Source organism: Variovorax sp. J22R115 (assembly GCF_030317005.1).
Classification (GTDB): domain Bacteria; phylum Pseudomonadota; class Gammaproteobacteria; order Burkholderiales; family Burkholderiaceae_C; genus Variovorax.
This window is the reverse complement of record NZ_JASZYM010000029.1, coordinates 22,519-49,437: the sequence shown is the minus strand read 5'-3', so window position 1 is coordinate 49,437 and position 26,919 is coordinate 22,519. Positions and strand designations below refer to the sequence as shown.

General features: G+C 63.3%; 26 protein-coding genes and 1 tRNA gene. 9 read left to right on the top strand and 18 right to left on the bottom strand.

Going from position 1 to position 26,919, the window contains the following annotated elements; all coding sequences use genetic code 11:
* Positions 1-395: 395 nt before the first annotated feature.
* Genes queF through yaaA form a run of 4 tightly spaced genes read right to left on the bottom strand, consistent with a single transcriptional unit; the run spans position 396 to position 3,822 of the window.
* Positions 396-1,253: an NADPH-dependent 7-cyano-7-deazaguanine reductase QueF gene (queF, locus tag QTI04_RS32100; protein WP_286602675.1), complete on the bottom strand. Its 858-nt coding sequence runs from the start codon at positions 1,251-1,253 to the stop codon at positions 396-398.
* Positions 1,240-2,142 carry an alpha/beta fold hydrolase gene (locus tag QTI04_RS32095; protein ID WP_286602676.1) on the bottom strand — a complete coding sequence of 301 codons (903 nt, stop codon included), beginning with the start codon at positions 2,140-2,142 and terminating at the stop codon, positions 1,240-1,242. Before QTI04_RS32095 ends, queF begins: the two co-directional genes overlap by 14 nt.
* Positions 2,143-2,167: 25 nt before the next feature.
* Entirely contained in the window at positions 2,168-3,010 is an 843-nt protein-coding gene (locus tag QTI04_RS32090; protein ID WP_286619268.1) for a 2OG-Fe(II) oxygenase, read from the bottom strand.
* Between the two features lie 2 nt (positions 3,011-3,012).
* Positions 3,013-3,822, bottom strand: coding sequence for a peroxide stress protein YaaA (yaaA, locus tag QTI04_RS32085; protein WP_286602677.1), 810 nt, complete (start codon positions 3,820-3,822; stop codon positions 3,013-3,015).
* A 130-nt stretch (positions 3,823-3,952) separates the two neighbouring features.
* Between yaaA and QTI04_RS32080 the strand changes: the two genes are divergently transcribed.
* Together QTI04_RS32080 and galU are read left to right on the top strand one after the other, a co-directional pair.
* A complete protein-coding gene (locus QTI04_RS32080; RefSeq protein ID WP_286619264.1) occupies positions 3,953-6,823 on the top strand; it encodes a valine--tRNA ligase in 2,871 nt (956 codons plus the stop codon).
* A 93-nt stretch (positions 6,824-6,916) separates the two neighbouring features.
* Positions 6,917-7,807, top strand: coding sequence for a UTP--glucose-1-phosphate uridylyltransferase GalU (gene galU / locus QTI04_RS32075; protein ID WP_286602680.1), 891 nt, complete (start codon positions 6,917-6,919; stop codon positions 7,805-7,807).
* On the opposite strand, the gene QTI04_RS32070 is transcribed toward galU, so the two are convergent.
* Genes QTI04_RS32070 through cysM form a run of 4 tightly spaced genes read right to left on the bottom strand, consistent with a single transcriptional unit; the run spans position 7,788 to position 10,623 of the window.
* Entirely contained in the window at positions 7,788-8,894 is a 1,107-nt protein-coding gene (locus QTI04_RS32070; RefSeq protein ID WP_286619262.1) for an SGNH/GDSL hydrolase family protein, read from the bottom strand. The two genes, galU and QTI04_RS32070, sit on opposite strands and share 20 nt — an antisense overlap.
* A gap of 13 nt (positions 8,895-8,907) precedes the next feature.
* Positions 8,908-9,135, bottom strand: coding sequence for a sulfurtransferase TusA family protein (locus tag QTI04_RS32065; protein ID WP_286602683.1), 228 nt, complete (start codon positions 9,133-9,135; stop codon positions 8,908-8,910).
* 25 nt (positions 9,136-9,160) lie between these two features.
* On the bottom strand, positions 9,161-9,715 hold the full coding sequence (locus QTI04_RS32060) for an NUDIX hydrolase (RefSeq protein WP_286602684.1): 555 nt from the start codon (positions 9,713-9,715) through the stop codon (positions 9,161-9,163).
* Between the two features lie 5 nt (positions 9,716-9,720).
* The gene (cysM, locus tag QTI04_RS32055) at positions 9,721-10,623 is read right to left on the bottom strand and encodes a cysteine synthase CysM (RefSeq protein WP_286602686.1); all 903 of its coding nucleotides are present in this window, start codon (positions 10,621-10,623) and stop codon (positions 9,721-9,723) included.
* Positions 10,624-10,663: 40 nt separating this feature from the next.
* Here cysM and QTI04_RS32050 point away from each other — a divergent pair.
* Positions 10,664-10,748, top strand: a tRNA-Leu gene (locus QTI04_RS32050).
* A 79-nt stretch (positions 10,749-10,827) separates the two neighbouring features.
* Positions 10,828-11,448 (top strand): GAF domain-containing protein, encoded by a 621-nt coding sequence (locus QTI04_RS32045; protein WP_286619260.1) that lies wholly within the window; start codon positions 10,828-10,830, stop codon positions 11,446-11,448.
* Between the two features lie 23 nt (positions 11,449-11,471).
* On the opposite strand, the gene QTI04_RS32040 is transcribed toward QTI04_RS32045, so the two are convergent.
* On the bottom strand, positions 11,472-12,401 hold the full coding sequence (locus tag QTI04_RS32040) for an NAD-dependent epimerase/dehydratase family protein (protein WP_286619258.1): 930 nt from the start codon (positions 12,399-12,401) through the stop codon (positions 11,472-11,474).
* A gap of 38 nt (positions 12,402-12,439) precedes the next feature.
* On the opposite strand from QTI04_RS32040, the gene QTI04_RS32035 reads away from it, so the two are divergent.
* Together QTI04_RS32035 and QTI04_RS32030 are read left to right on the top strand one after the other, a co-directional pair.
* Complete coding sequence (locus QTI04_RS32035) at positions 12,440-13,504, top strand: CDP-6-deoxy-delta-3,4-glucoseen reductase (protein WP_286619266.1); 1,065 nt, start codon at positions 12,440-12,442, stop codon at positions 13,502-13,504.
* Between the two features lie 65 nt (positions 13,505-13,569).
* Entirely contained in the window at positions 13,570-14,541 is a 972-nt protein-coding gene (locus QTI04_RS32030) for a tripartite tricarboxylate transporter substrate binding protein (RefSeq protein ID WP_286602694.1), read from the top strand.
* Between the two features lie 95 nt (positions 14,542-14,636).
* On the opposite strand, the gene QTI04_RS32025 is transcribed toward QTI04_RS32030, so the two are convergent.
* The 8 genes from QTI04_RS32025 to QTI04_RS31990 form a co-directional block, all read right to left on the bottom strand.
* On the bottom strand, positions 14,637-15,353 hold the full coding sequence (locus tag QTI04_RS32025) for an ABC transporter ATP-binding protein (RefSeq protein WP_286619257.1): 717 nt from the start codon (positions 15,351-15,353) through the stop codon (positions 14,637-14,639).
* Position 15,354: 1 nt separating this feature from the next.
* Positions 15,355-16,125 (bottom strand): ABC transporter ATP-binding protein, encoded by a 771-nt coding sequence (locus tag QTI04_RS32020; protein WP_286619256.1) that lies wholly within the window; start codon positions 16,123-16,125, stop codon positions 15,355-15,357.
* Between the two features lie 17 nt (positions 16,126-16,142).
* On the bottom strand, positions 16,143-17,324 hold the full coding sequence (locus QTI04_RS32015) for a branched-chain amino acid ABC transporter permease (RefSeq protein ID WP_286602699.1): 1,182 nt from the start codon (positions 17,322-17,324) through the stop codon (positions 16,143-16,145).
* 10 nt (positions 17,325-17,334) lie between these two features.
* Positions 17,335-18,264: a branched-chain amino acid ABC transporter permease gene (locus tag QTI04_RS32010; protein WP_286619255.1), complete on the bottom strand. Its 930-nt coding sequence runs from the start codon at positions 18,262-18,264 to the stop codon at positions 17,335-17,337.
* A gap of 214 nt (positions 18,265-18,478) precedes the next feature.
* Positions 18,479-19,777: a replication-associated recombination protein A gene (locus tag QTI04_RS32005; RefSeq protein ID WP_286619254.1), complete on the bottom strand. Its 1,299-nt coding sequence runs from the start codon at positions 19,775-19,777 to the stop codon at positions 18,479-18,481.
* A gap of 73 nt (positions 19,778-19,850) precedes the next feature.
* A complete protein-coding gene (gene lolA, locus QTI04_RS32000) occupies positions 19,851-20,489 on the bottom strand; it encodes an outer membrane lipoprotein chaperone LolA (protein ID WP_286619253.1) in 639 nt (212 codons plus the stop codon).
* Positions 20,490-20,523: 34 nt separating this feature from the next.
* Positions 20,524-22,905: a DNA translocase FtsK gene (locus QTI04_RS31995; RefSeq protein ID WP_286602705.1), complete on the bottom strand. Its 2,382-nt coding sequence runs from the start codon at positions 22,903-22,905 to the stop codon at positions 20,524-20,526.
* Between the two features lie 130 nt (positions 22,906-23,035).
* Positions 23,036-23,710 (bottom strand): Crp/Fnr family transcriptional regulator, encoded by a 675-nt coding sequence (locus QTI04_RS31990; RefSeq protein ID WP_286602706.1) that lies wholly within the window; start codon positions 23,708-23,710, stop codon positions 23,036-23,038.
* 163 nt (positions 23,711-23,873) lie between these two features.
* On the opposite strand from QTI04_RS31990, the gene trxB reads away from it, so the two are divergent.
* The 3 genes from trxB (at position 23,874) to rpmG (ending at position 25,429) form a co-directional block, all read left to right on the top strand.
* Entirely contained in the window at positions 23,874-24,833 is a 960-nt protein-coding gene (trxB, locus tag QTI04_RS31985) for a thioredoxin-disulfide reductase (RefSeq protein ID WP_286602961.1), read from the top strand.
* 177 nt (positions 24,834-25,010) lie between these two features.
* On the top strand, positions 25,011-25,244 hold the full coding sequence (rpmB, locus tag QTI04_RS31980; protein WP_028251282.1) for a 50S ribosomal protein L28: 234 nt from the start codon (positions 25,011-25,013) through the stop codon (positions 25,242-25,244).
* A gap of 11 nt (positions 25,245-25,255) precedes the next feature.
* Positions 25,256-25,429, top strand: a complete 174-nt coding sequence (gene rpmG / locus QTI04_RS31975) for a 50S ribosomal protein L33 (protein WP_007830291.1) — start codon at positions 25,256-25,258, stop codon at positions 25,427-25,429.
* A 147-nt stretch (positions 25,430-25,576) separates the two neighbouring features.
* Here rpmG and QTI04_RS31970 read toward each other — a convergent pair whose 3' ends face one another.
* Positions 25,577-26,791, bottom strand: a complete 1,215-nt coding sequence (locus QTI04_RS31970) for a fatty acid desaturase (protein ID WP_286619252.1) — start codon at positions 26,789-26,791, stop codon at positions 25,577-25,579.
* Positions 26,792-26,919: the final 128 nt, after the last annotated feature.

Here is a 26,919-nt window from a genome sequence, read left to right as displayed (position 1 = left end):
CAAACGCCCACGCTTATCGGCTGTATATTTTTAACGAACTGCGCTCAACACTTCCCGTCTTGCGCCTTGCTCGCTGCGATCAGCGAAGCCTTCGATTATGCCACGTTTTTATAAGAACAGGCAAACTTTTTTTATCCTCTCGCTTCGATTTGCACCTGACTTCTTTTCAGAAACTTCAGCACGCTTCGTTTTGAGCGGAGCCTTCGATTATGACACGATCTTTTCAATCCCGTCAAGCCCGAAGGACTTTTTTCTCAACCTCTTCCGACTCCCCGCAACCCCCCTCTTCAGGAGCCACTCAGCGAGTCGTTTTCTGCTGAGCCTTGGATTATGACCTGCTTTTGACGCCCCGGGCAACTACCTACGAAAAATTTCCGCGTACGGCTGCGCAGCCCTCATTGCCGCGCCGTACGCGTGTTCGCAGGAAGCGGCTGAGGCCAGCTCGTTCGAAACGGGTTGATGTCCAAGCCGCCCCTGCGGGTGTAGCGTGCATACACGGCCAGCTTGGTGGGCTGACAGCGACGCCAGATGTCCGTGAACATGCGTTCCGCACACGGCTCGTGAAACTCGTTGTGGTTGCGAAAGCTCACGATGTATGCGAGCAAGCCAGCTTGATCTATCGCGGGCCCGCTGTAGCGAATCTGGACGCTGCCCCAATCGGGCTGCCCAGTAACAAGGCAATTGCTCTTGAGAAGGCGGCTCGTCAGCGTCTCCGTCACAGGCGCCTGCGTCGCGTCGCTCGAGAGGAGTTCCGGCGTCGGCTGATACTGCGTGCACTCGATATCTAGGCGATCCAGGTCCAACCCCTCGAGTTCGTGCACCGGTTGGCGATCGAACTCACCTGGAGCGACAAGCCTGACGCCGATGCTGGCGGATCGATCACTGCCACGCCAAACCGCTTCGCTCAGATCGGCCTTCAGACGCTCTCGCACGGCTTCGACGTCAGTGAACACGGTGCCGTTGAAGCTATTGAGGTAGAGCTTGAAAGACTTGCTTTCGACGATGTTTGGCGTCTCGCACGGGATCGTGAAATGCGCGATGACCAATTGCGGCTTGCCGCGCGGATTGAGCCAGCTCAACTCGAAAGCAGTCCAGAGATCGGCGCCGAAGAACGGCAATGCATGGCCGGCGATACCGATGGCTTCGCGCTGCGTCGAGCGCGGAATCGGGAACAGCAGGCTGGCGTCGTAGTGATCGGCATACGTCGACTCACGGCCCAGTTGCGACTGTTCGGGGGTGTTATCGAGGCTCATGTGCGCTTTCGACTGTCTGCAGGAAGGGAACCATGTGCTGCAAGAGGATGTCCACGACCTGCGGCGGCAGGTCGTGGCCCATCCCCGGCACTGCGACAAAACGAGCGCCAGGGATGCGCCGCGCCGTGTCCTGACCGCAAGCCATGGGAACCAGTGGATCGGCATCGCCATGCAGCACGAGCGCGGGGCTGGCAATTCGCCCCAACATCGATGCGCGGCCGCTGTCGGCGCCGATGGCCAACATCTGGCGCACGACGCCGGCGGGGCGGTACGCACGACGCAGTGCGCGTCGGATACGTTCGCTCACCACATGATCGTCCTGTGGGTAGGCCGGACTGGAAATCAGGCGGACGAAACCCAGGCCGTGCGCCACGAGCGCCGCTTCCGTCCTGCTGGGTGGACGTCGAATGAGTGCGGCCGCCACATCGGGCCGCGGCCCCGGAAGATTGCGCGCACCGCTCGAACTCATAATGCTGACGAGACTCGCCATCCGCTCCGGCGCGCTGGCGGCGAGCCGCTGGGCGATCATTCCGCCCATGGAGACGCCGACCACGTGGGCATGCCGGACGCCCAGGGCGTCCAGCACACCCAGCGCGTCGTCCGCCATGTCTTGCAAGGTGTAGGCGGAACGCACCGGCAAACCGATGCGCTGCCGCACGCTCTGCCAGATCAGGTTGCCGGTCCCCGCCTCGTCGAAGCTCTGGCTCAGACCGATGTCGCGATTGTCGTGGCACACCACGCGAAATCCCGCGTCGACCAGCGCTTGCACGAACTCATCCGGCCAGGCGATCAGTTGCATACCGAGCCCCATGATGAGCAGGACCACCGGTCGGTCTTCACCCCCCCTGTCCTCGACCTCGATCTGGATGCCATTGGCGGTGATCTTCATAAGGATGTCCGGATGCTGGGTTGATTCAGATGAACTCGCGCTCGCGAAGCCACTTGGTCGCGACCCACTTCTCCCCCGCAAGCACAGGTGCTCCGCCGTGCAAGGTGCGCGTTGCCGGTTCGGGCCGGTCATAACTGAAGAAGACGCCGGTCCCGCGCTTGGGCGCCACTTCGAGCCCGACGTCAGGGAAGGTGGTGCCTCCGCCTTGTTCAGGTTCCTGCAGATACATCACCAGCGTTGCGACGCGCTGGCCGCCGCGACGCAGGATGGTCGGGGTGCCGGGCTCGCCAGGATCGAAGTAGTCGAAGTGCGGGCGGTATTGCGCGCCCGGCGAATAGCGCAGGATCTGCAGCCCTTCGCCGAATTCGAGCGGCCATTGCAGAAGCGCTGCGATACGTTGCTCCAGCCGGGCGACAACCGCGTTCTCGCCGCGTTCGAAAAACATGCCATCGCTGGTCCGATCGACGTTGAGCGCCTCGCCGCCCGTCTGCGTCTCGACCGTGAGCGAGCGCGCAAGCCGCAGGCGTGCAGCGGCGATCAGTGCCTCGCACTCGTCGTCGGAAACAAGATCACCGAACACGATGACGCGCGGGTGCCGCATCGTCTGAAGCACCTGGACCCGGCGATCGCCGGTATCTATATAGAGAGGCGAACCCGACAAGTCCGGCCCCGGCATGTTCTTGCGCGGCGGCTCCGCAACCGCGGCGATCCCGGCGGCACGCGCCTCGATCTCGCCCAAGACGACGTCTGCCACGTTGTCGTGCCACCCGGCGGCGCGCATCGATGCCCGCAGGTTCGGCACGGAATGACCGGCAGCGAGTTGGGCAGCAACCCATTCGCGCAACTCGGGACTGATTTCCTGACTCAGGCTCATGCGGATCTCCTGCGAAATACGAGTCGCTCGGGCTCCGATGCAGCGCTATCGAATGCGTAGCCCTCGAGGTCGAATTTTTCCAGTGCCTTCGGCGTGACGACCTTGTGCAGCACCGCCCAGCGCGCCATCAGGCCGCGCGCGCGCTTGGCAAAGAAGCTCACGATCTTGTAGCCTCCATGATCGCCCTTGGCACCGGTGGCGCCCTTCCATTCCTGGAATACGCATTCCACTACGCGGGCCTTGAGCACCGACTGGTCGACCGACTTGAAGTATTCCTGCGAGGCCAGATTGACGACCACCGGCGTGCGATCGGCAGCCAGCCGTTCATTGAGGTGCTCCGCAATCCGCGGCCCCCAGAAGGCATAAAGGTCCTTGCCATGGCGGTTGGCGAGTTGCGTGCCCATCTCCAGCCGGTAGGGCTGCAAGAGGTCAAGCGGACGCAACACGCCATACAGCCCGCTCAATATGCAGATGTGGTCCTGCGCCCAGGCCAGTTGCGCCTTGGTGAGCGTCTTTGCCTCGAGACCGCCATAGACGTCGCCATCGAAGGCCAGTGCGGCCTGCTTGGCATTCTTCTCGGTGCCTTTGGAGGTCCAGGCAGCGTAACGCGCCACATTGAGTGCCGAGAGCTTGTCCGACAGGTGCATGAGTTCGGCAATCTGCTGAGGCGACTTGTCACGCAGGATCTTGATGAGTTCGGCCGCGGGGCTCCTGGAGCCCTCGAAATGGGGCTGCGTGGCCGGCACCGCATCGGGCACCGCGGTCTCGTAGTCGAGTGATTTGGCAGGGGAAAGCAGAAAAAGCATCGCCGAATTATCTGCGGCAAGGGCTCTCGCGCTGGCAAACCGGGCGAAGCGCTCTGCAGTCGAATAAAATCGTCTCCACCTCCACCCCACAAGCGGCATCCTGCGGGATGCCGTTCGTCTTTGTACCGCCATGAGCGACACCTTGCCCCAACCCGGCCTCGAGAGCCTTTCCAAATCCTTCGAACCCGTTGCCATCGAGGCGCACTGGGGGCCCGAATGGGAGCGGCGCGGCTATTCGGCTGCGGGCTTCCGCGGCACACAGATACCCAAGAACGGCGCACCCTCCTTCGCGATCCAGCTGCCGCCACCGAACGTCACCGGCACGCTACACATGGGGCACGCGTTCAACCAGACCATCATGGACAGCCTGACGCGCTACCACCGCATGGCCGGCGACAACACGCTCTGGCTGCCGGGCACCGATCATGCGGGCATCGCGACGCAGATCGTCGTGGAGCGCCAGCTGCAGGAACAGAAGGTCAGCCGCTACGACCTGGGCCGCAAGAACTTCGTCGCGCGGGTCTGGGAGTGGAAGGAACAGTCGGGCAACACCATCACGAACCAGATGCGCCGCATGGGCGACACGGTCGACTGGAGTCGCGAGTACTTCACGATGGACGACAAGCTCTCGAAGGTCGTCACCCAGACCTTCGTGCAGCTTTATGAAGAGGGCCTGATCTACCGTGGCAAGCGCCTGGTGAACTGGGACCCGGTTCTCAAGACTGCGGTCAGCGACCTCGAAGTCGAAAGCGAGGAGGAAGACGGCTTCCTCTGGCACATCGCTTATCCGCTGGAAGACGGTTCCGGCTCGCTCACGGTGGCAACCACCCGCCCCGAGACGATGCTGGGCGACGTGGCGGTGATGGTTCATCCCGAAGATGAGCGCTACAAGCACCTGATCGGTCACCGCGTCCGGCTGCCGCTGGTCGACCGGCTGATCCCCGTGATCGCCGACGACTACGTCGACAAGGAGTTCGGCACGGGCGTGGTCAAGGTCACGCCGGCGCACGACCACAACGACTATGCCGTGGGCCTTCGCCACGGCCTTCAGATCATCGGCGTGCTGACGCTCGACGCCGCCATCAACGACAACGCGCCCGAAAAGTACCGCGGCCTCGACCGATTCGTTGCACGCAAGGCAGTGGTCGCCGACCTCGAGGTGCTGGGCCTGCTGATCGAAACCAAGAAGCACAAGCTGATGGTGCCGCGCTGCGCGCGCACCGGCGCCGTGGTCGAGCCCATGCTGACCGACCAGTGGTTCGTCGCCATGACCAAGCCGGATGCCAACGGTCAGTCGATCGCGCAGAAGGCCATCGAAGCGGTTCGCTCGGGCGAAGTGAGCTTCGTCCCCGAGAACTGGGTCAACACCTACAACCACTGGATGGAGAACATTCAGGACTGGACCATCTCCCGCCAGCTGTGGTGGGGCCACCAGATTCCCGCCTGGTACGACGAGGACGGCAAGGTCTACGTCGCGCAGAGCGAAGCCGAGGCACAGGCCCAGGCACCGGGCAAGACGCTCAAGCGCGACGAGGACGTGCTCGACACCTGGTATTCGTCGGCGCTGGTGCCCTTCTCCTCGCTGGGCTGGCCCGATAAGACGCAGGACCTCGACCTGTATCTGCCTTCCAGCGTGCTGGTCACTGGCTACGACATCATCTTCTTCTGGGTCGCCCGGATGATCATGATGACCAAGCATTTCACCGGGAAGGTGCCGTTCAATCACGTCTACATCCATGGCCTGGTGCGCGATTCGCACGGCAAGAAGATGAGCAAGTCCGAGGGCAACGTGCTCGACCCGGTCGACCTCATCGACGGCATCGCACTGCCCGAACTGCTCGACAAGCGCACCCAGGGCCTGCGCCGTCCCGAGACCGCGCCTGCCGTGCGCAAGAACACGCAGAAGGAGTTCCCGGAAGGGATTCCCGCCTTTGGTGCAGACGCACTGCGCTTCACCTTCGCATCTCTCGCATCGCTGGGCCGCAGCATCAACTTCGACCCCAAGCGCTGTGAGGGCTACCGCAACTTCTGCAACAAGCTGTGGAACGCCACCCGATTCGTTCTGATGAACTGCGAAGGCCAGGACTGTGGCCTCCGGGAGCACACGAAGGCGGAATGCGCCGTCGGCGGGCCGGCCCACGGCTACCTGAAGTTCAGCCAGGCCGACCGCTGGATCGTCTCGCAGCTTCAGCGCGTCGAGGCCGAGGTGACGAAAGGCTTCGAGGAATATCGCCTCGACAACGTCGCCAACGCCATCTACCAGTTCGCCTGGGACGAGTTCTGCGACTGGTACCTCGAGATTGCAAAAGTCCAGATCCAGCAGGGCGACGACGCGCAGAAGCGCGCCACACGCCGCACGCTGATCCGCACGCTCGAAACCCTGCTGCGCCTGGCGCACCCGGTCATTCCCTTCATCACTGAAGAGCTCTGGCAGAAGGTGGCGCCGGTCGCCGGCCGCGAGGGCGCGTCGGTCATGGTCGCGGCCTACCCCCAGAGCCAGCCAGAGAAGATCGACGAGGCCGCCGAGGCCCACGTCGCACGGCTCAAGTCGCTGGTGGACGCCTGCCGAACGCTGCGCGGCGAGATGAACGTCTCGCCGGCCACGCGCCTGCCGCTCTACGCGGTCGCAGACGACGCAGCAAGCAGCGCGTTCCTGCGTGACGCGGCGCCCGTGCTCCAGGCACTGGCCAAGCTCAAGGAAGTGAAGGTCTTCGACGATGAGGCCGCATGGTCCGCCGCCGCCGAGGCGGCGCCGGTGGCCGTGGTGGGCGATGTCCGCGTCTGCCTGCACATGGAAATCGACAAGGCCGCCGAAAAGGTCCGCATCGGAAAGGAACTCGCGCGCGTCGAGGGCGAGATCGTCAAGGTCAATGGCAAGCTTGGCAACGAAGCCTTCGTTGCCAAGGCGCCGCCGGCGGTGATCGAACAGGAACGCAAGCGGCTGGCGGATTTCAGCGCCACTGTCGAGCGGCTTCGGGACCAGCTTGTGCGCCTCGGCTGACATACGACGAACACAGCGGCCTTTAGTATTCGGGTGCGGCGTTCGCAACGCCGCCCTTCTTCGATTCACCTCCCCTGATCTGACGAAAAACCCATGTCCACCTCCCCGACGCGCATTCGCAAGGCCGTGTTTCCCGTAGCCGGCTTTGGCACCCGTTTCCTCCCTGCCACCAAGGCGCAGCCCAAGGAAATGCTCCCGGTGGTGGACAAGCCGCTGATCCAGTACGCGGTCGAGGAAGCCTATGCCGCCGGCATCCGCGACATGATCTTTGTGACCGGGCGCAACAAGCGCGCGATCGAGGACCACTACGACACGGCCTACGAACTCGAATCGCAGCTCGAAGCCAGTGGCAAGCGCGAACTACTCGATATCGCCCGCTCGGTCATGCCCGACGACATGACCTGCTCCTATGTACGGCAGCCTCGCATGCTGGGACTGGGACACGCCGTGCTGTGCGCGGAGCATCTCGTCGGCGACGAACCTTTTGCGGTCCTGCTGGCCGACGACTTGATGGTCGGCCCGGACGGCGGGGAGCCGATCCTTGCGCAAATGACGCGCGCCTTCGACAAGCTGCGCAGTTCGGTGCTGGCGGTGCAGGAAGTGCCACTGGAGCACGTCAAGCGCTACGGCATCGTGGCCGGCGACACGATCGAGGAGGGACTGGTCAAGGTCAATCGCATGGTCGAGAAGCCGAAGCCGGAGGATGCGCCCTCACGCCTCGGCGTTGCGGGCCGCTACATCCTCACGCCCGGTGTGTTCAGTGAGATCCGCAATCAGCCCAAGGGCGCCGGCGGCGAAATCCAGCTGACCGACGGCATCGCCGCGCTGATGAAGAAGGAATCGGTCTACGCCTATTCATACAAGGGCATTCGCTACGACTGCGGCAGCAAGGAAGGTTTCCTGCAGGCCACCGTCGAACTCGCGCTGGCCCACCCCGAAGTCGGCGGCCAGTTCCGCGACTACCTCAAGAGCCTGGAACTGTAGACGGGCTGACCAGCGGATCGAGGAAGCGAAGCAGTTCCTCGTCGCTGACGGGCGTGAGCGGCAGGCCGAAGGCCTCCTTCAGGTAGGCCACCAGCGTCTGGGCCCACAAGGCGTTCGCGACCACCCCGACATGGTGATCTCCGAGCAGGAGGTTGCTGGGCTCGTCTCCGGCAGTGTTCGTGATGCGAAGTGGTCCGAATGCAAAAGTCTTGTCGGAAGGCTTGCCTGACGCGTCGCGAGTGCCCCACCGACTCTCGAACCACGCGAAATCGTCGAAGAAGGCCACGTGCGGATTGCCTGCGGCAATGTCGCGAATGGCCGAATTGAAGTTGTCCAGTGCGATCCTGATGTTGGTCGTGTCCCCGGCAGAGCGCCAACGCTCGAAATTGGCCGGATCGTCTGCTTCGTTGGGGATGCCGATCAGCAGGATGCGCGTCGATGGGTGCGAGGCATGGATCATCTCCACGGCTTTGCGAATCTCGCCCGCGCAATAGGCGATGGTGGCGGGCAACTCCGGGGCCATGGGATCGGCAGCCTGGAGATCCAGCAGACCGGCCCAACTGTTGATCCCGATTCGAATCACCACCACCCCGCGCGTCCAGCGCTCCGGTTCCTCGTTCATCAGTTCGACAAGACGTGGACCCTGGCGAAAACGGCCGCCCATGAGGTTCGTGCACGCAGCACCGGAATTCGCGAAGTTGTAGAGGTAATCCTCTTTCTCGGGGGCTCGACCGCCGCTCAAGCCGATCCATTCGCGCGCGCGTGCCACAACACCGGGCCGCCCCCAGCGAACCCAAGGGCCCAGATCCAGTTCATGCCCTCTCAGGCGGGCCAGCACCTCCGTCCATTGAAAGGTGCGTGCGCGCAAGGGGCCGCCGCGTTCGTTCGAAGTGGCGGGGAACCATTTGTAGTCCTGGTAGGACTGGCTGTTGGAATCTCCCAGCACCGCAAGAGGGATGGAAGCCGAGGGCGGATTTGGATTCTTAGGGGCCGAACCCATTCCGTCACTCCACATCGTCAGGGTCAGAACCGCAGCGAGCACGCCCAGCACGAGGGCGCAGGCAGCGATGCGATTGGGTCGCTTCATGGCGGCGGGCCACTTAACGGCGCCGCAGAACGTGAATGAAATCTGTACCGATGGTCTGCTGTTCGACGAGATCGTTGCCCGTCTGGCGCGCGAACGCCTGGAAGTCACGCACCGAGCCTGCGTCGGTGGACACCACCTTCAGCAGTTCACCGCTTTGCATCTCGTTGAGCGACTTCTTGGCCTTCAGGATGGGCAACGGACAATTGAGTCCGCGGGTGTCGATTTCTTTGTGGATGTGCATGGCGAATTCCTCCGGCGGCCGAATTCTAGGTGGCTGCCGCATCGGGCATGGGCGCGGCCGGACGCGGCCACTCCATGAATCGAGGCTCGTGGCCGCGCGTACGCAGCCAGTCGGCCAAAGCGTAGCCGGTTCCAGCCGGCCAGCACCGGAGCGCTTCGAGGTCGTAGAGCCGGTAGTCGACCAGTTCGGGCGAGAGCCGCACCTCGCCATCGGCGACCGCATGGTAGGCGATGATCACTTGGTTCATGCGCTGGAAGTCATAGACGCCAACGAGGTTCAACGCGCTCGCATCGAGATTCGTTTCTTCCTTGATTTCACGCGCGATGCCTTCCTGCGGCGTTTCGCCCGCCTCCATGAAGCCGGTGATCAAGGCGTACATCTTGTGCGGCCATGCGGCGTTGCGCGCCAGAAGCACCTGGCCACGGTATTCGATGATCGCAGCCAGCACGGGCGTCGGATTGTTCCAATGGGTCCAGCCGCAGGAGGGGCAGCGCAGGCGCGACTTCGGGCCGCCGTCTTCCTGCAGTTGGATGTGCGCGAGCGGTGTTGCGCAAGCCGGGCAGAACTTGTGATCGCTCATGGCAGTCAGGCGGGGAACACGCCGGTCGACAGGTATCGGTCGCCGCGGTCGCACACCACGAACACGATGGTCGCGTTCTCGACGGTCTTCGCGATCTCCAGCGCAACCCACAACGCGCCCGCAGCGGAAATGCCGCCGAAGATGCCTTCCTCGCGGGCCAGCCTGCGGCACATTTCCTCGGCGTTGTCCTGGCTCACGTTCACGACCTGATCGACCCGGCTGGGGTCGTAGATCTTGGGCAGGTATTCCTCCGGCCATTTGCGAATGCCCGGTATGCGCGAGCCTTCGTCCGGCTGCGCGCCGACGATGCGCACCGAGGGATTCTTTTCCTTGAGGAAGCGCGAAACGCCCGTGATGGTCCCGGTCGTGCCCATGGCGCTCACGAAATGCGTGATCCGGCCCCGCGTGTCGGCCCAGATCTCCGGGCCGGTGGTCTCGTAGTGGATGCGGGGGTTGTCGGGGTTGGCAAACTGGTCCAGCACCCTCCCCTTGCCCTGCTGCACCATCTGCTCGGCCAGATCGCGGGCGTATTCCATGCCGCCGCTCTTGGGCGTGAGCACCAGTTCGGCGCCGAAAGCCTTCATGGTCTGCGCGCGCTCGACGGAGAGGTCCTCCGGCATGATGAGGACCATGCGGTAGCCCTTGATGGCTGCAGCCATGGCGAGTGCAATGCCTGTGTTGCCGGAGGTTGCCTCGATCAAGGTATCGCCGGGCTTGATCTCGCCGCGCTCTTCGGCGCGCTTGATCATGGAGAGGGCCGGCCGGTCCTTGACCGAGCCAGCGGGGTTGTTGCCTTCGAGCTTGCCAAGAATCACGTTGCCGCGCTTCGCATTGGCGTCCGCATCGATGCGTTGCAACGCAACCAGGGGTGTCTTGCCGATCGCGTCTTCAATTGTCGGGTATTGCATGGAGCCACTGTGCCATAATTTTGGGCTTCCTTCCTTCCGTGCCCGGGTGGTGAAATTGGTAGACGCAGGGGACTCAAAATCCCCCGCCGCAAGGCGTGCCGGTTCGATTCCGGCCCCGGGCACCACGGTTCTCATGCCGTGACTCCAGGAAGTATTTCGCGCAAAGGGCGAGTCGCATGCCGGCTCGACGGCGCGGCGCGGCGCTTGAATCGCGCGCAAATCTACAATCGTCCGATGGTTTTTCATGATCCCGATTACGCGCCGGACGCGTTCGAAGTCAAGGTTTCCGAACTGCTGGTCGCCACCCCCGAGGGCAGCGACGCACTCATCGACGAGTCGGTCTCCGAGGTCTTGCGCCTGCTACGTGAGCATCTGAGGATGGACGTGGTGTTTGTCTCCGAGTTCGTCGACGGACGGCGCGTTTTCCGGCGCGTCGATACGAGCCCGGAGTCCCGGGTCATCGAGCCGGGCCAGTCCTCGCCGCTGGAAGAATCTTTTTGCCAGCGCGTCATCGACGGGCGCCTGCCGAGCCTGGTCCGCGATGTGGCTGCGCTTCCGACGTTCAGGGAACTGCCGCCGACGGACTTTCCGCTGGGCGCCCATCTGAGCACCCCCATCATCCTCAATGACGGTCGCGTCTATGGCACGCTGTGCTGCTTCAGCTTCGCACCCAATGAGCAATTGACGCAGCGCGACCTCAAGAAGCTGGAAATGTCCGCCCAGCTCACGGCCAAGAAAATCAACGCGCGTCGCGCACGCGATGCAGAAAAGGCCATGGCCGACTGGTCACTCCAGCCGCAGGACGGATCAGCCCGCCAGCGCTGATTCAAGCCCTCGGCCGCGGCCGATCAGGAGCCGGACCGAAGACCCGTCTCCACCGTCGGATGGCGCAGGTGCACGCGCAACTCGCGCTTGAGCCGCGTGTTGTCGAGGCGCCGCGATTCGCCCATGAAGCTCAATAGCGACAGTGGAAGCTGTGCCTGCGCCTCCTCGCGCGCGATGCGTGGCGGCCTCGGAAAACCGTACAGACGGGCGGCGAGATCAACGTAGTCGCCCATCTTGAGTTCGCTGTCGTCGCTTGCGTGAAAAACGCGCTGCGGGCCGCCGCGCCACAACGCCGCCACACACGCACGCGCGAGGTCGTCGGCGTGAATGTGATTCGTATAGACGTCATCCTCCGAGCGCAGCACCGGTGTGCCCTTCTTAAGCCGTTCGCGCGGTGTGCCCCCGTCGCGGTCGGGCGCGTAGATGCCGGGAATACGCAGGATGCGGGCCGATACGCCCGCCCGGCCGAGCCAGCGAACGGTGCGCTCGGCATCGACGCGACGGTGTGCCCGGGGCGTATCGGGCCGCACGGCACGCGTTTCGCTGATCCGCGCCCCTCCGCAGTCGCCATAGACGCCACTGGTCGAGCCATAGACGAATGTGGAAGGCAGCGAGCGCAAGCGCAGCACACGCGCCAGGGCCAGAGTCCGCGCATCACGCCACCACTGCGCACCATCGACGCGAGCGGGCGGCGCGAGGTGCAGCACGCGGGTCGCGAGCCCTGAAAGACGCCTGAGCGTTGTCGGCGCGTCGAGATTCGCAATGATCGGCGTGACGCCCGCCTGTCGCAACAGCGGCGCGCGCGCTGGCGAAGACGTCAGCGCCATCAACCGCATACGGCCCCGCAGAAGGCTGACGGCCCGCAGCCCCACGTCGCCGCAACCGACGATGAGCACGCGCTCGCGTCGGAAGCGCGAGGGCCTCGCGCCGAGAGGGCTGTTGATTGAGGGCAAAATCCATCTCCCTTTTGAAGCAGATTCGAAGAATAACCATGACCAGCGCAGCGCCGAGCGAAGCGGGCTTTCACATTACCGTCGAGCCCAGCGGGCGCCATTTCACCGCACACGCGGACGAAACCATTCTCGCGGCCGGCATTCGCCAGGGCATCGGCCTTCCCTATGGCTGCAAGGACGGCGCCTGTGGTTCGTGCAAATGCAAGAAGCTGTCGGGCACCGTGACGCTGGGCCTGCACCAGAGCAAGGCCCTGAGCAACGAGGAAGAGCTGGCCGGTTTCGTCTTGACCTGCTGCGCGCGGGCAGAGAGTGACGTGGTGCTGGAATCGCGCCAGGTGACCGAAGCCGGGGCATTCCCGATCCGAAAGATGCCGGTCCGCGTGCTCGCACTCACACGACAGTCGCACGACGTCGTGATGCTGCGCCTGCAACTCCCGGCGGGCGAACCGCTGCAGTTCCATGCCGGCCAGTACATCGAGTTCATCCTTCGCGACGGGACGCGCCGAAGCTACTCCATGGCCAATGCGCCACACACGCTGCTGGAGCCTGGCACGGGCATCGAACTGCACATTCGACATCTGCCCGGCGGCAAGTTCACGGACCACGTCTTCGGTGCGATGAAGGAAAAGGAAATCCTCCGCATCGAAGGCCCCTACGGCAGCTTCTTCCTGCGTGAGGAATCCGACAAGCCGCTGGTCCTGCTGGCGTCCGGCACGGGCTTCGCGCCGATCAAGGCCCTGCTCGAGCACATGAAGCTCAAGGGCATCGAACGGCCGGCGACCATGTACTGGGGCGGCCGGCGACCCGAGGACCTCTACATGGACGACTGGGTCCGTGCGCAACTCGCGGTGATGCCGAACCTGCGCTACGTGCCCGTGGTTTCGAATGCGGTGCCAGAGGACAATTGGCGGGGCCGCACCGGCTTCGTTCACCGCGCGGTGATGGAGGATTTCAGCGATCTGTCCGGCTATCAGGTATACGCCTGCGGAGCGCCGATCGTGGTCGATTCCGCCAAGCGGGACTACGTCGCGGAGCGCGGCCTGCCCGAGGATGAATTCTTCGCCGATGCCTTCACGACGGAAGCGGACAAAGCCTTGCCCTGACATCGCGCTCAAGCTCAGGGATAGCCATCGGCGCGACCCGGGCCGCACGAAGCACAATTGGAAACATGAAAGCCAGACATTTCCTCCTCAGCCTCGTCTCCACCGCTACGGTCCTTCTCGCCGCCCCAGCGCTTGCCCAGCAGCGCCCCATCCGTCTCGTGGTTCCGTACGCCGCCGGCGGTCCAATCGACGTCACGGCGCGCGTTCTGGCCGAGCGCGTGAAAGACTCGCTGGGTACGGTCATCATCGACAACAAGCCAGGTGCCGGCGGCAACATCGGCGCGGACGCAGTGGCGAAAGCGGCACCGGACGGCCTCACGATCGGCATCGCCGCGACGGCGACAAACGCGGTCAATCCCTGGCTCTACGCCAAGATGCCTTTCAATGCGGCCACGGACTTCGCGCCAATCACGCAGATGGTGCGCGTGCCCAACGTGCTGGTGATGAACGCCGAAACTGCACAACGCCTGAAGATCAATTCGCTGCCCGATCTCATCGCCTACGCCAAGGCCAATCCGGCCAAGCTCAACTACGGCAGCGGCGGCAACGGCAGCGCTGGACACCTCGCGGGCGAGCTATTCAAGAAGGAAGCGGGGATCTTCGCGGTCCACATCCCCTACAACGGCGGCAACCCCGCGCAGCTCGCGCTGCTGTCGGGGCAGGTCGACTTCAACTTCGACAACCTCGCCACCGCGGCGCCCAACATCCGCTCAGGCAAGCTCAAAGCCATCGCGGTGACCACCGCGGCGCGCAGCAGCACGCTGCCTGATGTGCCGACGGTCGCGGCCACGCTCAAAGGCTTCTCGATCGATACGTGGTGGGGTCTCGTGGCACCGGCCGGCACGCCGTCCGACGTGGTCGCCAAGCTCAATCACGCCTTCGTCGCCGCGCTCAACGCGCCGGAAACCAAGACGCGATTCGCGTCGCTGCTGGCTGAACCGGTCGCCAGTTCGCCCGAGCAGTTCGGCGCGTTCATGACGACCGAACTCTCCAAGTACGAGAAAGTCGTCAAGGCCACTGGCGCGAAGGTGGACTGACCCCCAGGCTGGCTCGCTGCGCGTAGCCGCCCCACTTTTAAGGGGGCAGTACCTGCGGCCCGGCGGGAGCCGGTTCCGCGGTATTCCTGGACTGACTACTCTCCGAGGTACGCGGCTCTCACTTTGGGGTCGCTCAGCATGACCTTGGCGTCGCCGCTCATGGTGATCAGGCCTGACTCCATCACGTAGCCGCGATCGGCAAGTTGCAGCGCGCGGCTGGCGTTCTGTTCGACCAGAAGCACGGTGACTCCCTGGTCGTAGACCTGCTTCACCACCTCGAAGATCTTGTCGACCATGATCGGCGACAGGCCCATCGACGGCTCGTCGAGCAAGAGCACCTTGGGGCGCGCCATCAATGCACGGCCCATCGCAAGCATCTGCTGCTCGCCGCCGGACATGGTGCCGGCGAGTTGCGTCGCGCGCTCCTTCAGGCGCGGGAACGTCGCGAAAACCCGATCCATGTCCTTCGCGATCTCCGCCTTGTCCTTGCGGATGAAGGCGCCGATCTGCAGGTTCTCGGTGATGGTCATGCGCGTGAAGACGCCGCGGCCTTCGGGCACCATCACCAAGCCTTCGCCGACCAGATCCCAGGCTCCGCGGCCCTTGATGCTCTTACCGAGAAACTCGATATCTCCGCCCAGGAAAGGCTGAGTGCCGGTGATGGCCTTCATCGTCGTGGTCTTGCCCGCGCCATTGGAGCCGATCAGCGACACGAGTTCGCCTTCGTGCACCTCGAAGTCCACACCCTTCACGGCCTGGATACCGCCGTAGGCCACCTTCAGGCCGCTGACTTTCAAAAGAGTTTGTGCCATCTCAGTGTCCTCCCGTGCCGAGGTAGGCCTCGATCACCTTTTCGTTTCTCTGCACGTCGGCAGGCGTTCCCTCCGCGATCTGCTTGCCATAGTCCAGCACCGTCACGCGATCGCACAGGCCCATCACCAGCTTCACGTCGTGCTCGATCAACAGGATGGTGCGATCGTCCTTGCGAATGCGGTCGATCAGCTCGCGCAGGAGCACTTTTTCGGTGGCGTTCATGCCGGCCGCGGGCTCGTCGAGCGCAATGAGCTGCGGATCGGTCGCCAGCGCGCGTGCGATTTCGAGACGGCGCTGATCGCCGTAGCTCAGCGTGCGTGCCTTGTAGTCGGCAAACTTGCCGATCCCTACGTAGTCGAGCAACTCATGCGCGCGGTCGGCGATCGCCGCCTCCTCGGCCTTGAAGCCGCCGGTGCGAAAGATGGCGCCGAACACGCCCGAATGCGTGCGGATGTGGCGCCCGACCATCACGTTCTCGAGCGCCGTCATTTCCGAGAAGAGGCGGATGTTCTGGAACGTGCGCGCGATGCCGGCCTTGGCGACCTCGTGCACCGCCGTGGGTTGATAGGGCTTGCCGGCCAGTTCGAACGTGCCGCTGTCGGGCGTGTAGAGGCCCGTGATGACGTTGAAGAAGGTGGTCTTGCCGGCGCCGTTGGGGCCGATCAGTCCGTAGACTTGGCCGCGCTGGATCTTGATGCCGACATCGGACAGCGCCTGCAGGCCGCCGAAGCGCTTGGAGATGCCGTGAACGTTGAGGATGGTTTCAGTCATTGTCGTGCTCTCCTCGCTCACGGATTGATCGACATGGGACGCGACGCAGCACCCGGCACTTCATCGGCCGGAACCTCGATGCCCGGCGCTGCCGCCGGCATGCCGGATGCAGGAGCAGTGCCCTTGCGCGCCAGTGACTTGCCATGCTCCGGCGAAGGCCAGAGGCCTCGCGGACGCACCAGCATGATGATGATCATCGCCAGTGCAATGAACAATTGCCGCAGGATCGAGGCGTCCAGGCGACCGTCGGTCATGGCCTGCAAAGGCCCTGCCACATAGCGCAGCACCTCGGGAAGCGCAGCCAGCAGGACCGCGCCGAGAATCACTCCGGGCAAGTGGCCGATGCCGCCCAGCACCACCATCGCCACGATCATCACCGACTCCATCAGGCTGAAGGATTCGGGAGACACGAAGCCCTGAAACGACGCGAACATCGCACCGGACACGCCGCCGAAGCTCGCGCCCATGGCGAAGGCCAGCAGCTTCATATTGCGGGTGTTGATGCCCATGGCCTTGGCCGCAATCTCGTCTTCGCGGATCGCCATCCAGGCGCGACCGATGCGCGACACCTGCAGGCGATGCGAAATGATGATGGTGAAGATCACCAGCGCCAGGAACAGGTAGTAGTACAGCGTCACCGAGGAAATGGTGAAGCCGTCGAACTTCAAGGGCTTGCCCAGGTTCAGGCCCCAGAAATGGATCGGGTCGATGGCGGTGATGCCCTTCGGTCCATTGGTGAGGTTGATCGGGTGGTCCAGGTTGTTCAGGAACACACGGATGATTTCGCCGAAGCCGAGCGTCACGATGGCCAGGTAGTCGCCGCGCAACTTGAGCGTGGGCGCACCCAGCAATGCGCCGAACAGCGCAGCCAGTCCGAGTGCCGCAGGAATCACCAGCAGCAGCGAACTGTGCAGCCCGTTCGGGAACATGGCCTTGACGGCAGGGAAGGTGTCGGTCAGGTGAGGCGACCCCAGCAGCGCGTACAGATAGGCGCCGATGGCAAAGAAGGCGACGTACCCCAGATCGAGCAGGCCCGCATAGCCCACCACGATGTTCAGGCCGAGCGCCAGCATCACGTAGAGCAACGCGATGTCCGCGATGCGAACCCAGGCGTTGCCCTGGCTTTGCAGCAGCAACGGCAGGACCAGCAGGCCGACCGCCGCAAGCAGGAAGAAGACGATGTTCTTGCTGTTCTTCATGGTGCGCTCCTCAAGCCCGGTCCGCCACACGCTCGCCGAGCAGACCCGAGGGCCGCAGCGTCAGCATGATGATCAGGACGATGAACGCGAAGATGTCGCTGTAGTGGCTGCCGAGCACATCACCCGTGAGCGCGCCGATATAGCCCGAGCCGATGGCTTCGATCAGGCCCAGCAGGATGCCGCCGACCACCGCGCCGGCGAGGTTGCCGATCCCGCCGAACACCGCGGCAGTGAAGGCCTTGAGGCCGGGTATGAAGCCCATCGCATGCTGCGCGATGCCGTAGTTGGAGGCATACATGACACCCGCCACCGCGGCGAGCACAGCGCCAATGATGAAGGTGGCTGAAATGACCATGTCGGGCCGGATGCCCATCAGCGCGGCAACCCGCGGGTTCTCGGCGGTGGCGCGCATCGCACGGCCCAGCTTCGTGTAGTTGACCAGCCAGGTCAGGATGGCCAGGCAGATGGCGGTAACGCTCAGGATCATGACCTGCGTCGGCGAAATCACGGCGCCGCCCACGTGGATGGGGGTCGTCGGCAGCAGATTGGGATAGGCCTTGTTGGTGGGCTTCCAGATGATCATTGCGAGCGTCTGGAGCAGGATCGACATGCCGATCGCGGTGATCAGCGGCGCCAGCTTGGGGCTGTTGCGCAGCGGCCGGTAGGCCACCTTCTCGATAGCGAAGTTCAGCGTCGCGGCGACCACGCAGGCGATGAGCAAGGCAATGATCAGAATGATCCAGCCGGGCGTGCCCGGCATTGACTCCTGCATGAGTCCGATGATGGTCCAACTGGTGAGTGCTCCGACCATGAGCACTTCACCGTGTGCGAAATTGATGAGATTGATGATGCCGTACACCATGGTATAGCCCAAGGCTATCAAGGCGTACATGCTGCCCAGAACCAGACCGTTGATGATCTGCTGCAGCAAGATGTCCATATCGAGAGTTCCCTAATTTGTGGCAGCACCCTTGAGGGGTGCCTCGACCCGGCGTACCGGATTGACGCCATGGTTTCACTTAGCAAAAAACCCGCCAGCATGTGACGACGGCGGGTTTGTGGGCGGGATTGTAGTCACGCCCGGTCGCCAATCTGGTGCGTTTGCGGCGGGGTTTTCCCGCTGGCGTGCGAGGGAAGGCAGGCGTGGAAAACGGCTAGTACTCGCCGGAGACTCCTTGGTTTCGTTTTCGCAATTCGCGCAGCTTTTCCGCAATGCGGATCTCGAGGCCGCGCTCCACGGGTCGGTAGAACTCCGGCGGGTTGAGGCCTTCGGGCATGTAGGTCTCGCCCGCCGCGAAACCGCCCTCCTCGTCATGGGCGTAGCGGTAGCCTTTCCCGTAGTCCAGTTGCTTCATGAGCTTGGTCGGCGCATTGCGCAGATGCATCGGCACCGGGCGCGTACCGTCCGACTTGATGAAGGCCCGGACCTCGTTGTAAGCCTTGTAGACCGCGTTCGACTTCGGCGCCATGGCGAGATAGACCACGCATTCGGCCAAGGCCAGTTCGCCTTCGGGGGAGCCGAGCCGCTCGTAGACCTCGGTGGCATCGAGCGCAAGGCGCAGCGCGCGCGGGTCGGCCAAGCCGATGTCCTCGCTGGCCATGCGCACCAGCCGGCGCGCCATGTACCGCGGATCGGCGCCACCATCGAGCATGCGCACGAACCAGTAGAGGGAGGCATCCGGATCGCTGCCGCGCACCGATTTGTGCAGCGCGGAGATCGTGTCGTAGAACTGCTCGCCGCCCTTGTCATAGCGCCGCATGCGCTCGCCGAGAACACGCAATAGCCACTCGTCCGCGATGTGGTCGAGCTTCTCCGCGCGGGCGGCGACAGCCAGCGTTTCAAGGGTATTGAGGAGTCGCCTGGCGTCGCCGTCGGCATAGGCCACGAGACGGTCGATGGCTTTCACCTCGATGGCTGGAACCGCCTGGATGTCCTGCGCGCGCACCACGATCTGCTTGAGATCTTCTTCGCCGAGAGGCTGCAGCACATAGACCGCCGCCCGGGACAGCAGCGCCGAGTTCACCTCGAATGAAGGGTTTTCGGTGGTCGCGCCGATGAAGGTGAAGAGGCCGGACTCCACGTGCGGCAGGAACGCGTCCTGCTGACTCTTGTTGAACCGATGAACCTCGTCGACGAAGACGATGGTGCGGCGCTGCTCGAGCCCGTCACGCGCCGCGGTGGCGCGATCGACCGCATCCCGAATGTCCTTCACGCCGCCGAGCACCGCACTGATGCTCAGGAACTGCGCATCAAACGCATCGGCCATGAGGCGCGCAATGGTGGTCTTGCCCACGCCGGGTGGGCCCCAGAGGATGCACGAGTGCGGCTGCCCCGACTCGAAGGCAATGCGCAACGGCATGCCTGGGCCCAGCAGATGTTGTTGGCCGATGACCTCGCCCAGGTTCTTGGGTCGCAGGCGTTCGGCAAGGGGTTGGTGAGTGGAGGTAGCCATCGGAAGCGGATAGTTTCGCCCCGCATCCTAAGTTGCCGCGGACATGCCCGGGGTCAGGCGATTCGACGCTTCCTCATTGCCGGACCACGTCAGCGCCGGCGGGTGTCTTGAACACGAAGGTGCTGCCGGGGAGAGCGGGATTGACCTCTACGTTGCTGAACTTCAGCACCGAGCGTTGCCCGAAGCTGTCCAGGATTTCAAGCGATGCCAGCGCCTCGCCTTGAAAGCCGATCTGCACGCTCTGCAACTGCCCATCCTTGGTCTTGGGGGTCGCCTTGACCCACTGCAGACCATCACGCTCAGGAGCGGCATCCAGCGTGAAGTCGGCCTGCAACGCCCGCAGATCCGGAGCCGCGGCGATCAGCGCTGCCGGCGTCGAACCGAGTGCCTGTGCCTGCTTGCGTTGCGTGACCTGGTTCAGGTCGGCGTCGTAGAGCCACAGGGTCTCGCCATCCGCAACGATGGTCTGGACAAAGGGCTTCTTGTAGTCGAACCTGAATTTCCCAGGCCGCTGGAATTCGAAGGTGCCCGTCGACACCTTGGCGCGCGAGGTCTGTCCGTCCTTGGGCGGCGAAGTCACGGTCTGCGTGAATTCGGCGCGGCCCGACTTCACTGATTTGACGAACGCTTCGAGGCTCTCCATTCCACCGGCCCAGACGACCCCCATCCCCAAGGCAAGCAAGCCACCTACGATCATTTTCTTCATCACCATCGCAATTCTCCGAGGCCGATGTGGCCAGGCCCGATCATTCGGTCCGCGCGGGTACCAGGATCTCGCGCTGGCCGCTGCCGCTCATCGCGCTTACCAGGCCGGCGTTCTCCATGTCTTCGACCAGGCGCGCGGCGCGGTTGTAGCCAATCTTCAGATGACGCTGCACGAGCGAAATACTGGCCTTGCGGTTCTTGAGCACCACCTCGACCGCCTGGTCGTACATGGGGTCCTTTTCACCGCCATCGCCGCTGCCTTCGCCGAGCAGGTCGCCGTCACCGTCGACAGTACCGCCTTCGAGCACCCCTTCGATGTAGTCCGGTTCCCCTTGCGACTTGAGGTAGGCCACGACCCGATGCACTTCCTCGTCGCTCACGAATGCGCCGTGCACGCGGACCGGCAGGCCGGTGCCGCTCGGCATGTAGAGCATGTCCCCCATGCCCAGCAGCGCCTCGGCCCCCATCTGGTCGAGGATGGTTCGTGAGTCGATCTTGCTCGACACCTGGAAGGCGATGCGAGTCGGGATGTTGGCCTTGATGAGGCCGGTGATCACGTCCACGCTCGGACGCTGGGTCGCCAGGATCAGGTGTATGCCGGCCGCGCGCGCCTTTTGCGCCAGGCGGGCGATCAATTCTTCGATCTTCTTGCCGACGACCATCATCAGGTCGGCGAGTTCATCGATCACCACGACGATGTGCGGCTCCCGCGCGAGCGGCTCGGGGCTGTCGGGCGTCAGGCTGAAGGGGTTGTAGATGAACTCCTCGCGCGCCTTCGCCTCGTCGATCTTGGTGTTGTAGCCCGCCAGATTGCGCACGCCCAGCTTGCTCATGAGCTTGTAGCGGCGTTCCATCTCGGCCACGCACCAGTTGAGGCCATGGGCCGCCTGCCGCATGTCGGTGACCACCGGCGCCAGCAGGTGAGGAATGCCCTCGTAGACCGACATTTCGAGCATCTTCGGGTCGATCATCAGCAGGCGAACATCGCGCGCCTCGGCCTTGTACAGCAGGCTCAGGATCATCGCGTTGATACCGACCGACTTGCCCGAACCGGTTGTGCCCGCCACCAGCACGTGCGGCATCTTGGCCAGATCTGCCACCACCGGATTGCCGACGATGTCCTTGCCGAGGCCCATCGTGAGCATCGACTTGCCTTCGTTGTAGACCTGCGAGCCGAGAATTTCACTGAGCTTGATCGACTGCCGCTTGGCATTCGGGAGTTCGAGCGCCATGAAGTTCTTGCCGGGAATCGTCTCGACCACGCGGATCGACACCAGCGACAGCGAGCGCGCCAAGTCCTTCGCGAGGTTGACGATCTGCGAACCCTTCACGCCGGTGGCCGGCTCGATCTCGTAGCGCGTGATGACGGGGCCGGGCGAAGCGAGCACGACGCGCACCTCGACGCCAAAATCCTTCAACTTCTTCTCGATCAGGCGGGACGTCATCTCCAGCGTGTCGGCCGAGACGGTTTCTTGCCGCGCCTGCGCCGCATCGAGCAAGTCGACCTGCGGCAGCTTGCTGTCGGGCAGTTCGCGGAACAGCGGCTTCTGGCGTTCCTTGGCTACCCGATCGCTGCGCGGCACTTCGGCCAGGGCGGGTTCGATCTGCACCGGCGGAGAAGGCGCCCGGCGCTTAGCGCGCGGAATAACGCGGAGTTCCTCGTCCGGCGCATCGAGTTCGGGTCCCTCGTCGGTGGATGCCAGTTCCTCGCGTTCGCGCACGGCCCGCTTGCCCATGGCGATGTCCTGTGCAATCTCGCGCTTCTCGCGCCGGGACTCGAACAGCGAATACAGACGCGAACCGATGCGCTCGGCGATCTGGCCCCACGAAAAGCGGAACACAAGCGCCGACCCGATCACGCCGGCCGCAATGGCGATCAATGCCGATCCGGTGAAGCCCATCCACTTCACGCTCGCGGGCCCGACCAGATAGCCGAGTATTCCGCCGCCATGCCCCGGCAGGCGAAACTCAAGGCGATAGAGTCGCGACCATTCGAGCATCGCGCTGGCGCACAGAAGGAGGATCAAGCCAAACCAGAAGGCCAGCCGGCTGCGATTGAACGGGCCGCGGGCGGGCTGCTCGGCCGAGCTTGCTTCGCCTCCGCGCATCCATCCGGCGAGCGACGACAGCCAGACACGCAGTCCGGCCGCAAGACACCACCAGACCGAATAGCCGGCCAGAAAGTAGCTCGCGTCCGCCAGCCAGGCGCCGATGCGGCCGCCCCAGTTCTTGACCTCTCCGCCCGTCCCTGACGTCGACCAGGCGGCATCGGAGGGCGTGAAGCTCAGCATCGAGAGCAGCCAGAACAAAAGGGCGACGAAGCCGGCAATCAGGGTGATCTCGTGCGCAAAGCGCATGGCGCGAAGACGCACCGGTTGCGCTTCGTTCGACGAAGATTGAAGGGTGTTGAGCGAATAGGTCATGAACGGCACAACCACCGGTCCGCAGCATCGGGCCGGTGGTCCAGAGAAACTACAACGATAAACATCGCAGCCGCGTTGTCAGGGCCGGCAACGTGAAGGCCAATGCGCGGCAGCGCGCTCGGCCAGACGATCAGGTGAGCGATGAGAGTCGTTCCTTGACAATCATCGAACCGTCCGGCTGGGTCTGCACGAACCCGCGCTCCTCCAGATCCTTCATGACGCGGCTCACCATCTCGCGCGAAGCACCGACCATCTTGGCCAGATCCTGACGCGAAATCTTGTCGCGCACCTTGAGGTTGCCGGCTCCATCATCGACCGCGAACTCGAGCAGCGAACGCGCTACGCGCCCGTAGACGTCCATCAGCGCCAGCGACTCGATCTTGCGATCCGCATGCCGCAGACGCGCAACGAGGCCCCGCATGATGTTGTAGGACATCGAAGAGTTTTCAGGCAAGCACCGCGCAAATGCTTCGCGGCCGAGCATCAGCACGTCGGTCTGGATCTCGGTGCGTACCGTCGCCGAGTGCGGCTCGTCGTCGATCATGCTCATCTCGCCGATGTAGTCGCCCGGATGCAGCGTCGCAAGGATCACCTCGCGACCACGGCTGTCGGTGCTCATGACCCGGGCGCGCCCGGTGAGAATGATGTAGAGGGCATCTGACTTCTTGCCTTGTTCGACGACGACCTCGGCGCGCTTGAAGCGCTTTTTGACGATCGCATCGGCAATGCTCGCAGACTGAGTTGGCGTCAGCGCAGCGAACAACGGCACGCGGCGAAGCAATTCAAGATTGGACAGCATCGACATTCATCAATCCCCGGATTCGGCGCGATTTTCAGATCCATGGATTAATACAATCGCGCGCATTGAAAACAGCCCCCGCCCGGTCTTGAACCGAACGGTGATACTCCATATCTATCACCCTGAAAATGTACACGCTGCCGCAGCGTCAATCCTAGGTTTTCTACTCATGTCCTCCCCACGCCACGCGAAGGTTCTCATTCTCGGCTCCGGCCCTGCCGGCTATACAGCCGCAGTCTACGCGGCCCGCGCCAATCTCGAACCCATGCTCATCACCGGTATCGCCCAAGGCGGCCAGCTCATGACGACGACCGAGGTCGACAACTGGCCAGCCGACGTGCACGGCGTGCAGGGGCCAGAGCTCATGCAGCGCTTCCTGGAGCACGCCGAACGGTTCAAGACCCAGATCGTCTTCGACCACATCAACAAGGTCGACCTCAGCAAGCGCCCGTTCACGCTGACCGGTGACAGCGACACCTACACCTGTGACGCACTGGTGATCGCCACCGGCGCATCGGCCAAGTACCTTGGCCTCGAATCCGAACAGCACTTCATGGGCCGTGGCGTCTCAGGCTGCGCCACGTGCGACGGCTTCTTCTACCGCGACCAGGAAGTCTGCGTGGTCGGCGGTGGGAACACCGCTGTCGAAGAGGCGCTGTACCTCTCGAACATCGCGAGCAAGGTCACTCTCGTGCATCGCCGCGACAAGTTCCGGGCCGAGCCGATCCTGATCGACAAGCTCCATGAAAAGGCCGCTGAAGGCAAGATCGAACTTAAGGTGCACAACACCCTGGATGAAGTGCTGGGCGACGACTCCGGCGTGACCGGCATCCGCCTGAAGAACATCCAGACAGGCGCCACCGAACAGCTGGACCTCAAGGGCTGTTTCATCGCGATCGGACATCATCCGAATACGGACATTTTCCAAGGCCAGGTGGACATGAAGGACGGCTACATCGTCACTCGCTCTGGCCTGCAGGGCTTTGCAACCATGACGAGCGTGCCCGGCGTGTTTGCAGCGGGCGACGTGCAGGACCACGTCTATCGCCAGGCCATCACCAGCGCCGGCACGGGCTGCATGGCGGCACTCGACGCACAGCGCTTTTTGGAGCAGGACGGTACGCTCTGAGCTGCCACCGAGCGAAAAGGCTATAATTCAAGGCTTTGCCGAATCTTCCACTCCATTTTGGAGCCGGGTTGTTGCGGCAAGCCGGGGTACCGCCACCCGTTTCTGGCGAGGTCAAGCTGCAAACCACCCCGCAATCTCATTGCGCCCGGTGCCAGCTGTTCAAGAAAGAGTGTCCACATGGCACGCGTATGCGAAGTAACGGGCAAAGGCCCGATGGTCGGAAACAACGTTTCCCACGCCAACAACAAAACCAAGCGCCGGTTCCTGCCGAACCTGCAATACCGTCGTTTCTGGGTCGAAACGGAAAACCGTTGGGTTCGCCTGCGTGTTTCGAGCGCTGCCCTGCGCCTGATCGACAAGAACGGCATCGACGCCGTGCTCGCAGACCTGCGTGCACGCGGCCAAGCTTAAGGAGCTGAATCATGGCAACGAGCAAAGGCGGACGCGAAAAGATCAAGCTGGAATCCACCGCGGGTACCGGCCACTTCTACACGACCAGCAAGAACAAGAAGACGATGCCTGAAAAGATGTCGATCATGAAGTTCGACCCCAAGGCGCGCAAGCACGTCGAATACAAGGAAATCAAGCTGAAGTAATTCAGCCCAGATCCCGCCAAAAAACCCGCTGTGATCCAGCGGGTTTTTTTGTTGCCTGCGTTGCCGAAAAAAGAAGGTTCGTCCTAGACGCAAAAAAGCCGGCTCATGAGCCGGCTTTTTGTTGGGCGAGGGAGATACCCCTGCGGGTCAGGCGCGAGCCGCACGCAGACGCGTCGAGAACTCGCGCAGGCCCGCAATGCCGCTGGCCTCCGCCCGATGACACCACGCGGCCAGATCGGCAGCCAGTTGCTCACGCGACTGCGAAGTGTTGAGCCACATCTGGCGCAGCTCTTCGCGCATCGTCACCATCTTGTCGAGCACCGGGTGCGCTGCGCGCGCCTGCACCAATTGCGAGCGAGCGGCGGCGGGCACTTTGTCGTCATCACGGTGCAGCCAGCGCTTGGAAGCCTTGAGAACCGACAGGTCCGCACCCTTGGCCTTCAGTTGAGCCAGCTCATCGCGAGTCGCACGGCGCATTTCGCGAGCGTAGCCGGCCATCACCTCGTAGCGATTGGCGATCAGGGCCTCGAGCGTCTTCTCGTTGGCCACGGGCACCACATCACCCATTTGCAGCTTCGGCGGCAGCTTCTTGACCTTGGCCCAGCCGATCTTTTGCATCAGGCTGATGTAGACCCAGCCGATGTCGAACTCGTACTTCTTGACCGAGAACTTGGCCGAGGTCGGATAGGTGTGATGGTTGTTGTGCAGCTCTTCACCGCCAATGATGACACCCCAGGGAATCAGGTTCGTGCTGGCATCCGTGGCTTCGAAATTGCGATAGCCCCAGAAATGGCCGATGCCGTTGACGACGCCGGCGGCCCAGAAAGGAATCCACAGCATCTGGACTGCCCAGACCGTCAGGCCCAGGCCGCCGAACAGCGCGACGTTGAGGATCAGCATCAGGCCGACGCCCTGCCAGCTGAAGCGCGAGTACAGGTTGCGCTCGAGCCAGTCGTTGGGCGTGCCGTGGCCGAAACGCTCCATCGTTTCCTTGTTCTTCGATTCCTTGCGGTACAGCTCGGCGCCGCGCCACATGACTTCGTCGATGCCCTTGACCTGCGGGCTGTGCGGGTCTTCCTCGGTTTCGCACTTGGCGTGGTGCTTGCGGTGGATGGCCACCCATTCCTTCGTCACCATGCCGGTGCCGAGCCACAGCCAGAAGCGGAAGAAATGCGACGGGATCGGGCCCAGATCCATGGCCCGGTGCGTTTGCGTCCGGTGCAGGAAGATCGTGACGCCCGCGATCGTGATGTGCGTGGTGACGAGCGTGTACAGCACGACTTGCCACCACGTGAGGTCCCACAAGCCGTGTCCGAGCCAGTCGATGGCCGCGCTCAGTACGGCAGAGTCAGGAAGCAACATTGAGTTCGGTACTCCATGGCCACACGAAGGTGCAGCCTTCAGGTAATCTGCGATTTTAAGGGTTCGGCCCTTAAAAGGGGGCTAAATCCTTGATACATCGCAAGTTTTCCAGTCGTTTGGAGCTTCGT

Excerpts from the sequence above, each read along its gene's own strand:
- QTI04_RS31970 (WP_286619252.1), bottom strand. The coding sequence starts at position 26,791 with ATGTTGCTTCCTGACTCTGCCGTACTGAGCGCGGCCATCGACTGGCTC.
- galU (WP_286602680.1), top strand. The coding sequence starts at position 6,917 with ATGTCCACCTCCCCGACGCGCATTCGCAAGGCCGTGTTTCCCGTAGCC.
- queF (WP_286602675.1), bottom strand. The coding sequence starts at position 1,253 with ATGAGCCTCGATAACACCCCCGAACAGTCGCAACTGGGCCGTGAGTCG.
- QTI04_RS31995 (WP_286602705.1), bottom strand. The coding sequence starts at position 22,905 with ATGACCTATTCGCTCAACACCCTTCAATCTTCGTCGAACGAAGCGCAA.
- cysM (WP_286602686.1), bottom strand. The coding sequence starts at position 10,623 with ATGCAATACCCGACAATTGAAGACGCGATCGGCAAGACACCCCTGGTT.
- rpmG (WP_007830291.1), top strand. The coding sequence starts at position 25,256 with ATGGCAACGAGCAAAGGCGGACGCGAAAAGATCAAGCTGGAATCCACC.
- QTI04_RS32095 (WP_286602676.1), bottom strand. The coding sequence starts at position 2,142 with ATGAAGATCACCGCCAATGGCATCCAGATCGAGGTCGAGGACAGGGGG.
- QTI04_RS32010 (WP_286619255.1), bottom strand. The coding sequence starts at position 18,264 with ATGGACATCTTGCTGCAGCAGATCATCAACGGTCTGGTTCTGGGCAGC.
- QTI04_RS32080 (WP_286619264.1), top strand. The coding sequence starts at position 3,953 with ATGAGCGACACCTTGCCCCAACCCGGCCTCGAGAGCCTTTCCAAATCC.
- trxB (WP_286602961.1), top strand. The coding sequence starts at position 23,874 with ATGTCCTCCCCACGCCACGCGAAGGTTCTCATTCTCGGCTCCGGCCCT.
- QTI04_RS32070 (WP_286619262.1), bottom strand. The coding sequence starts at position 8,894 with ATGAAGCGACCCAATCGCATCGCTGCCTGCGCCCTCGTGCTGGGCGTG.
- lolA (WP_286619253.1), bottom strand. The coding sequence starts at position 20,489 with ATGGTGATGAAGAAAATGATCGTAGGTGGCTTGCTTGCCTTGGGGATG.
- QTI04_RS32015 (WP_286602699.1), bottom strand. The coding sequence starts at position 17,324 with ATGAAGAACAGCAAGAACATCGTCTTCTTCCTGCTTGCGGCGGTCGGC.
- QTI04_RS32025 (WP_286619257.1), bottom strand. The coding sequence starts at position 15,353 with ATGGCACAAACTCTTTTGAAAGTCAGCGGCCTGAAGGTGGCCTACGGC.
- QTI04_RS31990 (WP_286602706.1), bottom strand. The coding sequence starts at position 23,710 with ATGTCGATGCTGTCCAATCTTGAATTGCTTCGCCGCGTGCCGTTGTTC.
- QTI04_RS32030 (WP_286602694.1), top strand. The coding sequence starts at position 13,570 with ATGAAAGCCAGACATTTCCTCCTCAGCCTCGTCTCCACCGCTACGGTC.
- QTI04_RS32060 (WP_286602684.1), bottom strand. The coding sequence starts at position 9,715 with ATGAGCGATCACAAGTTCTGCCCGGCTTGCGCAACACCGCTCGCGCAC.
- QTI04_RS32065 (WP_286602683.1), bottom strand. The coding sequence starts at position 9,135 with ATGCACATCCACAAAGAAATCGACACCCGCGGACTCAATTGTCCGTTG.
- rpmB (WP_028251282.1), top strand. The coding sequence starts at position 25,011 with ATGGCACGCGTATGCGAAGTAACGGGCAAAGGCCCGATGGTCGGAAAC.
- QTI04_RS32005 (WP_286619254.1), bottom strand. The coding sequence starts at position 19,777 with ATGGCTACCTCCACTCACCAACCCCTTGCCGAACGCCTGCGACCCAAG.
- QTI04_RS32020 (WP_286619256.1), bottom strand. The coding sequence starts at position 16,125 with ATGACTGAAACCATCCTCAACGTTCACGGCATCTCCAAGCGCTTCGGC.
- yaaA (WP_286602677.1), bottom strand. The coding sequence starts at position 3,822 with ATGCTTTTTCTGCTTTCCCCTGCCAAATCACTCGACTACGAGACCGCG.
- QTI04_RS32035 (WP_286619266.1), top strand. The coding sequence starts at position 12,440 with ATGACCAGCGCAGCGCCGAGCGAAGCGGGCTTTCACATTACCGTCGAG.